This window comes from Candidatus Methylomirabilota bacterium, assembly GCA_035315345.1.
Classification (GTDB): domain Bacteria; phylum Methylomirabilota; class Methylomirabilia; order Rokubacteriales; family CSP1-6; genus CAMLFJ01.
Window position 1 is genome coordinate 1 of record DATFYA010000157.1, and the last position, 2,714, is coordinate 2,714.

The window sequence follows — 2,714 nt, forward strand, 5'->3', positions numbered from 1 at the left end:
ACTCCAGCATCAGGCTCCACGGCAACCGGTCGCTGACAGGAAGCCGCCGGCCGAGCCACCCATCTCCCCGGCCTCGGCCCGGCCGGAGCGTACAATGGGCCGCGCCAATGGCACAGTTGCTTCCTCGTTCCGGGGCGGACCACGGCAGGCCGAAGACAATCCTGATCCTCGCGATGGAGCCCCTGTTCCCGAAGGTCAGGGCGAGCCAGGAGCGCATCTACCGGATGGCCGAGCGGCTCGCCCGCGACCACACGGTCGACGTGGCCACCACGGTCCGCGACCCGGTCGAGCTCGAGCAGTCACGCGAGCATCTGCGCGCGGTTTGCCGGGCGTTCCACCCGATCACGCCGATCAATCCCCAAGGGAGCCAGCTCCGGAGGAAGCTCCGGCGTGCCGAATACCTCCTGCTCCATGCGCCGCGCCATCACCCGCATCACTACTTCTACGGCGGTCATCGACGAGTGACGGCGCAGGTCGCCGACATCGTGCGGCGGCCTGCTCCGTCCAGCCCGATGAGTCCGGCTCACGCTAGCCCATGTTTCCCTTTTCGGTCTATAAGTCCTTGAAGTATTGAGGGTCGAGCGACGGGATTGTCACTACATGACGGTCAGGGACCCCGAGGGTGGGGTGGGCGGATCAAGGTGGGTGATGCCCAAAGCCGCGAGGATCGTGGCGGCACGGGTGGAGCCGCGCGTGACGGAGCGCTTAGTCTGGCCCCGGCCGAGGGTGAACTCCACGAGGCGCACCGTGCGGAGCACCCGGAGCGCTTCGGTGGCCGACAGGTCGAGCCCGGCGGCTTTGAGTTTCTTCTCGATCGTGCGGTGGAGCAAGAAGGCCAGCGCGGCGACGAAGATGTGGGCCTCGACCCGCGGGTCGGTGCGGTGAAAGATCGGGCGCAGCTCGATGACGTCTTTGAGATTGGCGAAGGCGCGCTCGACTTCGCTGAGCTCTTTGTAGATCTGCACCGCCTCCACGGCGGTGAGGTGCGGCTCCTCCGTCTGGATGACGTACTTGCCCTCGTAGGCCGTTTCGCGCTTGAGATGGACGGGATGCTCGAAGAAGCGGAAACGCCCGGCGGTGTACTCCCAGTCGTAATAGCGGGACCCGTGCCAGCGGGTGAGGATGCGCGCCGCGGCCGCGCCGATCTTCGCTGCGGCCGTGAGCTTGCCGGCCGCCACGCGGCGCTCGAGCGCTTCGAGTTGGGCGCGCACCCGCTCCATGGCCTGCACGCGTTGCGTCCGTTCGTAGGCCAGCCGCTCGTCGCTCTGCACCACGAAGATGCGGACGCCCGGCTGCTCCGAGGCCACTTCCTGCACCTGGGTCTTCGGGGGCGCGGTTTTCTCGCGGGCTGTCTGCCCCACCGGACACGCCATCCACGGGCCGGTGGCGCGCTCGATGTACTGGAACACGGCCTCGCGCCGGCGGCGCTGGAGCCCGACGACGTAGCCTTGCGCGCGCTCGCGCAGGCGTTGGACGTTGGCCGCCGTGACCATCCCGCGGTCGCCGACGAACACCACGCGGCGCAGCCCGAAGCGCTGCTCCAGGTCCTCGAGGACCTGCGGCACCGTCGTGGCATCGCGGACATTGCCCCGGAAGACGTGGTGCGCGATCGGCCACTGATCGACCATCACCACCCCGACCAGCACCTGGCGGTTGCGCGGCTTGCCATCGCGGCTATGGCCATGGGCCGCCTCCGGCGGCCCATGGCCCTCGAAGTACGTCGAGGTGAGGTCGTAGAACACCAAGTCCACTTTGAGCGAGAAGAGATCGCGCAGACGCAGGTACAGGGCCTGCTCGATCGCCCTCTGCCGCGCGCGCAGCTGATCCAACGTGCGGTACCACTGCTTGAGCTGGCGAAACGCCACGCGCACCCGCGGCTGCCGACTGGCCCGGCGTTCGGCGTCGTCCCGCCAGGCGGGCACCCAGCGCCGCCCGTGCTGATCGCAGACGAAATCGGTCTCCAACCACCGCGCCAGGCCGTGCTCGCTCGTTGGCGCGCACAAGCGGTTGGCCACCAGCACCAGCGCCCGCTCGGCCAGCGCCCGGCCGTCGGCGCGACTGCGCCCGCCCTGCGCGGTGAGCACGGTGTCCACTCCCAGCTCGCGCCACACCGTGCGCGCCACCAGCATCGGCCCCCAATCCCAGGCGCCGGTGGCGTGCACGAGGCCCGACGCGGTCTGCTTGGCGGGCGCGGACTCCCCGCCCAGCAATCGGATCAGCGCATCGAGGTGCGGGACGAGCAGATCTTTGCGGCCGAGATTACAGACGACGCGCTGCTTGGTCGTGCCGTCTTCGCGGTAGGCCTCGACCAAGCGCACGTACTCATGCTGCACGCCTTTGCCGCCCGCCGCCTTGACTGTACGCAGGAACATCGCCCTCCCCTGTCACCGCAGCGTAGAGGCCCGCTCCCTCGGGAGTCAAGAATATTGTGTCTGATCCCTGTCACTACAGATTTTACGAAATCCGGCCCACGCTCTCAGCAATTCGCGTACTTCCACCGCGCTCCCCTGCTCGACAGGGGAAACATGGGCTAGCAGGCTGAGGGTTTCCGCATCCTGCTAGACTTCGAACCAAGCGGCGGCCCCCACGCGGGGGTAAGGAAGTGCATCCCCGTCGCCCGCCATGGTCGCCCCCGCGACCAGCTCGAGCGACGGGGGCCAGGATCCCGCGCCCCCGCCAACCCGAGCCAGTCTTTCTCGCCCTGCCGGTAGGCT

Annotated in this window: 2 protein-coding genes; one reads left to right on the top strand and one right to left on the bottom strand. The window is 68.5% G+C overall.

Translation table 11 applies throughout. From position 1 onward, the window contains the following. Nucleotides 1-107 precede the first annotated feature (107 nt). Nucleotides 108-566, top strand: a complete 459-nt coding sequence (locus VKN16_20345; protein HME96556.1) for a hypothetical protein — start codon at nt 108-110, stop codon at nt 564-566. A 30-nt stretch (nt 567-596) separates the two neighbouring features. On the opposite strand, the gene VKN16_20350 is transcribed toward VKN16_20345, so the two are convergent. Next, nucleotides 597-2,372, bottom strand: coding sequence for an IS1634 family transposase (locus tag VKN16_20350; protein ID HME96557.1), 1,776 nt, complete (start codon nt 2,370-2,372; stop codon nt 597-599). Nucleotides 2,373-2,714 lie beyond the last annotated feature (342 nt).